This window comes from Dulcicalothrix desertica PCC 7102 (genome assembly GCF_003991905.1).
Taxonomy (GTDB): Bacteria; Cyanobacteriota; Cyanobacteriia; order Cyanobacteriales; family Nostocaceae; genus Dulcicalothrix; species Dulcicalothrix desertica.
In genome coordinates, this window is the sequence record NZ_RSCL01000083.1 from 1 (window position 1) to 5,174 (window position 5,174).

9 protein-coding genes are annotated in these 5,174 nt (G+C 40.1%); 5 read left to right on the forward strand and 4 right to left on the reverse strand.

What is annotated here, in order from left to right:
- Positions 1–178: 178 nt before the first annotated feature.
- Positions 179–880 (forward strand): CHAT domain-containing protein, encoded by a 702-nt coding sequence (locus DSM106972_RS50760; protein WP_127087823.1) that lies wholly within the window; start codon positions 179–181, stop codon positions 878–880.
- A complete protein-coding gene (locus tag DSM106972_RS55280) occupies positions 877–1,011 on the forward strand; it encodes a hypothetical protein (protein WP_267901252.1) in 135 nt (44 codons plus the stop codon). The genes DSM106972_RS50760 and DSM106972_RS55280 overlap by 4 nt, the downstream gene beginning before the upstream one ends.
- On the opposite strand, the gene DSM106972_RS56135 is transcribed toward DSM106972_RS55280, so the two are convergent.
- Both DSM106972_RS56135 and DSM106972_RS50765 read right to left on the reverse strand, forming a co-directional pair.
- Positions 959–1,078, reverse strand: a complete 120-nt coding sequence (locus tag DSM106972_RS56135) for a DUF6888 family protein (protein ID WP_411675408.1) — start codon at positions 1,076–1,078, stop codon at positions 959–961. The two genes, DSM106972_RS55280 and DSM106972_RS56135, sit on opposite strands and share 53 nt — an antisense overlap.
- A gap of 886 nt (positions 1,079–1,964) precedes the next feature.
- Positions 1,965–2,198 (reverse strand): hypothetical protein, encoded by a 234-nt coding sequence (locus tag DSM106972_RS50765; protein ID WP_127087824.1) that lies wholly within the window; start codon positions 2,196–2,198, stop codon positions 1,965–1,967.
- Between the two features lie 59 nt (positions 2,199–2,257).
- Between DSM106972_RS50765 and DSM106972_RS50770 the strand changes: the two genes are divergently transcribed.
- The 3 genes from DSM106972_RS50770 to relB all read left to right on the forward strand — a co-directional run bounded on the left by DSM106972_RS50770 (position 2,258) and on the right by relB (position 4,036).
- Positions 2,258–3,232 carry a tyrosine-type recombinase/integrase gene (locus tag DSM106972_RS50770; RefSeq protein ID WP_233787993.1) on the forward strand — a complete coding sequence of 325 codons (975 nt, stop codon included), beginning with the start codon at positions 2,258–2,260 and terminating at the stop codon, positions 3,230–3,232.
- A 73-nt stretch (positions 3,233–3,305) separates the two neighbouring features.
- Positions 3,306–3,692 carry a type II toxin-antitoxin system RelE/ParE family toxin gene (locus DSM106972_RS50775; protein WP_127087826.1) on the forward strand — a complete coding sequence of 129 codons (387 nt, stop codon included), beginning with the start codon at positions 3,306–3,308 and terminating at the stop codon, positions 3,690–3,692.
- Complete coding sequence (gene relB / locus DSM106972_RS50780; protein ID WP_127087827.1) at positions 3,689–4,036, forward strand: type II toxin-antitoxin system RelB family anti-toxin; 348 nt, start codon at positions 3,689–3,691, stop codon at positions 4,034–4,036. The genes DSM106972_RS50775 and relB overlap by 4 nt, the downstream gene beginning before the upstream one ends.
- Positions 4,037–4,095: 59 nt before the next feature.
- On the opposite strand, the gene DSM106972_RS50785 is transcribed toward relB, so the two are convergent.
- Both DSM106972_RS50785 and DSM106972_RS50790 read right to left on the reverse strand, forming a co-directional pair.
- Positions 4,096–4,440 (reverse strand): hypothetical protein, encoded by a 345-nt coding sequence (locus DSM106972_RS50785; protein WP_127087828.1) that lies wholly within the window; start codon positions 4,438–4,440, stop codon positions 4,096–4,098.
- Positions 4,441–4,442: 2 nt separating this feature from the next.
- Positions 4,443–4,979 (reverse strand): hypothetical protein, encoded by a 537-nt coding sequence (locus DSM106972_RS50790; RefSeq protein ID WP_233787004.1) that lies wholly within the window; start codon positions 4,977–4,979, stop codon positions 4,443–4,445.
- Between the last annotated feature and the right edge of the window lie 195 nt (positions 4,980–5,174).

A 5,174-nucleotide genomic window follows, 5' to 3' on the forward strand; every position in this document is an offset into this window, starting at 1 on the left:
CTTCGTCATCCTGAATTTTTGCTTTTTTCTTGGTTGTAATCTTTTGTACTTCAAATTGAAGTGCGGAATGTGGGTTATTATGGAACTGTCGGTGCCGTAAATACTGGAGATGTAAATATTAGAGGTAATCAAATTGGCATTCAAAATAACCAACCAAATCAATAAAAGGAATTAAATTATGTCAGAAGCTCCAAAAAAGCAAAATTATTTTACTTTTCATGCGCCTGTTGGCAATGCTAACGCAGGAGATGTTACAGTACATGGTGACTTAATTGGAATTCAGCATAATTATGCAGCAGAACAAAAACAAAGCCAGAATGGTGCCAAAACTATTTTGATTTTAGCAGCAAATCCCAGAGGTACTTCGACTTTACGATTAGATGAAGAAGTGCGAGAAATTGACTCAAGATTACAACGAGCTAAGAAACTAGAACTATTTGACCTGAAACAACGCTGGGCAGTACGTGTTCAAGATGTATACCAAGCATTGTTAGATTACAAACCACAAATAGTCCATTTCTCTGGTCACGGTGCCGGAGAAGATGGTTTAGTACTAGAAGATGAAACCGGAAATTTCCGGTTTGTAGATACACTTGCACTAGCTCAACTATTTGAGTTATTCTCCTCTTGCATCGAATGTATTGTCCTCAACGCTTGTTACTCCGAAGTTCAAGCAAAAGAAATAGTTAAACATGTTCCGTATGTGGTGGGGATGAATAAGGCTATTGGTGATGAAGCTGCAATTAAGTTTGCCACAGGGTTTTATAATGCTATAGGTGCCGACGAATCTGTAGAGTTTGCTTATAAACTTGGATGCAGTGTTATTCAATTAGACGGAATTCCAGAACATTTGACTCCCCAAATATTGAAGAAACAGTGAACGGTCGTTTAAATGGTGGAGATTTTCCAAAAAAAATACTCAAAATTCTCTTGTGGGGTGGGCATCCGAGCAAACACCCTAATATTGAGATGGGTAAATTTCAATTACTATTTCTTGCCCTGCCAGAATAACCACATTACCTGTACGTCGGTCAAGGGTTCCTAAATTTATCGGTACATACCCAAGCGCGTCAAATATATTGTCAAATTAAAGTACTGCTTTAACTGTTCAGAAGTTGGCATCCTTACCTACACCCCTCACGTTCTTCCTTAACCAAACCATTTTAAATCGCGACGTGGGCAGCAATGGAACAGAAAACCGGGATAAGAAAAACCTTAGAAATTACAAATTTAACTATATAGGCATAAAAGCGATGTACCCAATTTCGCCCTTATGATTTCCCAGTTATTTTAACACTCAACACTACATCAAATGGGAACCTACACTGGTACCAATATTTTGGTTTCAGTTTTTATCATTTATAATTTGCTGTTTTTAATTGCTGTTTTTAGTAAACAATATAAATAATATTCTTAATATTTAAGCTAAATAAATATTAGTAAAACTTGAGATTACTAACCTAAAAACTGATTGGTACGGTCTTATAAATAAAATGGTACAGTGATGGTACGGACGATGGTACGAAAAACCCTGTTCGTACCATTTTTTTGCGTTTCCGTACCAACTTTTTATGGTACGAAAAACGAAAATCGTACCAAAAAATGGTACGGTTTTGGCATGGTACGGAGAAAAAATTTTTTTTTAGGAGGACATATTATGGCCTATAGAAAAAAAAATTTTTTTTAATTTTATGGTACCGTACCATGTACCAGGTACCGCCTAATGGTACATATATTGTTACTTCGTACCATTTTTTGGTCTATTTTTGGTACGAAATTAGCCTTTTTTTTGGTACGAAACCCTATTTTTTATGGTACGGAGATGGTACGAAGAGGAGTTTTAGTTAGTTTCATCTTGGGTTTTCAGTAATATTATTAAACTATTATTCTTAAACAAAGTTACCTCCGTACCAATTTTTTCTGATTTGGTACTATGTTTAATTGCTAACTCTATGTTCACGGTTTTAATTACGACGAAGAAGCGCTCTCTGGAAAGCGCGTAGGAATAGAGTTGTTTTTCGGCGCCTTGCTGCTTCTAATAACCTGGTGATGCGGCGCCTGCCTAGTGTAAGAGTAGGATTGTTTGGTTGATTTGTACTAAGTTGTTGCTTTTGCTGTCGGTTCGCGGACGAACCGACATTTGCGTAGCTAAACGGATGCCAGTGTGTGGAGGGTTGAGCGTTAATGAAAAGATGCATTGTCGTGAACACAAAACATCTCTATGAGTGGTGGGAAGTCCCAGGAAATCGTTACTTATATGTCGGGTCAGCTGCGTTCGATAGCTGGTGAGTTGCGACATGGGAGTGATTTTTTAACTGAGTTGCAGCAGAAGGCAGGAACTACGCAGCGGGGGTATGCGGGGAATATTAAGCTGTTTTTTGAGTATTTCTTAAATCGGGCGCCTATACAAGATGACGTTGAGGAGTTTTGGGGTTTGGATGAGGAGTCTGCTAATACGTTGATTTTGAAGTTTAAGAATTATTTGGTTGCTTCGGGTAGGAAGTCGGCTACGGTTAATCGGTATCTTGCGGCTATTAAGTTTTTGATTAAAGCGGGGAGGAATTTGAAGCGGTGCAGTTATCGGTTTGATAGTGACCGCATTGAGTCGCTGCGGGTGACTAAGTACAGGGATACTTCTGGGGTGAGGGTGGATGAATATAATAAGGTGTTTGATGTTATTGATGTGAGGACTGATAAGGGTAAGCGCGATTATGCTTTGTTTTTACTGTTTTGGTCGAATGTGCTGCGGCGCTCTGAGATTGCTAAGTTGAAGGTGAGTGATTTTAATTATCAGGAGTCGGTACTGCGGGTGTATGGAAAGGGTAAGGGGAATGATGATGTGAGGGTGGATTTGAATAGGACTGTTGCAGATGCTATATATAGTTGGTTACGTTGCCGTGATAGTGTGAAGCCAACTGACCCGCTGTTTATTGCGATGGATTTTCATAATTTTGGGCGCCAGTTGAGTGGAGATGGGTTGTATGCAATTGTGAGGATGACTTGCGCGCGCGCGGGGATTAGTAAAAGGATGTCTCCCCACAGGATTAGACATAGCGGTATTACGGAAGCGCTGGATTTGGCGAAGGGTGATTACCGGAAGGTACAACATCTTAGTAGACATGCTGACCCGCGCGTGATTTTGGCGTATGAGGATAATAAGAATCAGTACCAGTTGGAGTTGTCGAATAAGCTTGCCGCGCGCGTTGGTAGGAAACGGGGGAGGAAACGTTAGGCGCCGTCTCTATATAAAAAGCACAAAAAATAATATCATTGACGATATATATCATGAATGATAATGTATTAGTATGTGTTGGAATGTTGAATTGTATGCTTCTTTTGCACAGGAGTTTTTGGAATTTTCTGAGGCGGTGCAAGATGCTTTATTAGCAGAGGTGGCGATGTTGGAAAAGTATAGACCACTGTTAAATAGACCTCATGTGGACACACTCAATGGTTCTAAGCATACAAATATGAAAGAGTTACGGTTTAAAGCTTCGGACGGTGTGTGGCGAGTTGCATTTGCTTTTGATCCGCAACGTCAAGCAATTCTACTTGTTGCCGGCGATAAATCTGGGATGAGTGAGAAACAGTTTTATAAGCAACTTATTAAAAAAGCGGATGAACGCTTCGATGACCATTTGACCCAGTTGAAGAAGCAGAAAGAAAAGGAAGAGGAGGAGGAGAACCAATGACTAAAGGGAAAAATTTACAAAGTATATGGGATAAGTTGCCAGAAGAGCGTAAGCAACGGATACTGGCTCGTGCTGAAGAATTAGAAGCTGAATATATTACTTTGCAGGAGTTGCGAAAAGCTGTAGGGTTAACGCAGGCGGAAGTTTCACGAAGTTTGCAAATGCCACAATCTAATGTGTCACGTCTGGAAAGAGAGTCTGATATGTTGCTGTCTACTTTGAGGAACTATGTTGATGCTATAGGGGGTAATTTAACTATTTTGGTTGAGCTTCCTAATCAGCCACCTGTTCGCTTGAAGACGTTAAGTGAACTTGTAAGTGAGGATGTAGATAGTACAATATAACGGGTTGTATGGTTATTTTAGAGGCGCCATCCTGTTTGAGGAGCTACAGAACCTTTTTTTCAAGCTCTTTTTTGCACTAATTCTCTTGAACTCCAAATTACTTGCAGTAACTCTTGTAATTGACGGATGGCAAAAGCTGGGAGTAAGTCGGTTATTAACCATTGGTAAGCTAGTTGCTCGGAAGAACGAAATTCCTGTGCTTTGTATAGTAGAGAGGCTGCACTGACTGCTGTAATACCAATGGTTCTTGTTTTAGTTGGTTCTAAAGCTTCGAGCGCTAAAATTTCTGCTTCTGCCGCAAGTCGATAAAGTTCTATAGCACGAGCATTATTTTGCTCTCTAAGAGCTTCTTCGGCTAAATTAGCATAATGCTCACTTTGAGAATGATGTGATACCCAACTCATAATTAAGGTTCTACCGTTTGTATCATTATTAATTTAACGCGGAATCCAACTACACAAGCTAAGGCTGGCAAGTTGCTGTCTCCTTGTAATGCTTGGTCTACTTTTTCCCGTAAACGTCGTTTAATCTCTGATACGCCTAAGTTTGTACCGGAAACTTCAAGCCGAAAACATCCTTCTAGGTCTTCGACTTCCTGACCAATTGGTGCTATATAATAATCGGCGCCTGTGCGGGTTTCTGCTCTTCTTACTGCTACCAATCCTCGTAGTAGTTCTGTAGTTGCTAGTGCAAAAGCATAAGCTGCATCACGAGTTGCATCATCTTGATTAGCCCAAGCGTTTTTATCCCGCTCTGAAGTTATTTTCCAATCAACGAGAGCTAGTGATTCATTATTATCATCTATGAGGGTAAATTCTTGTGGTGGAGTATGATGTCTGTCTAAGCATACCCGTGCTGCATCTAAATAATTGGCAGCCGTCGAGGGTAGTAAGCCTCTGTGACGGGCATCCATGTTATTTATTGGTAGCAAGGGTGACGACATTTTTTAATTTGGGCTTGGGGTGGCATATTTATCTTAGGTTATAGGCGCCCTTTGGAGTGAGAGCGTTTTGGAGTTTTTGTAGGAGGGCGCCTGTTTGGTTGGATGTAATGTTATTTAATAACCCACATTCCGCACTTCAATTTGAAGTACAAAAGATTACAACCAAGAAAAAAGCAAAAATTCAGGATGACGAAG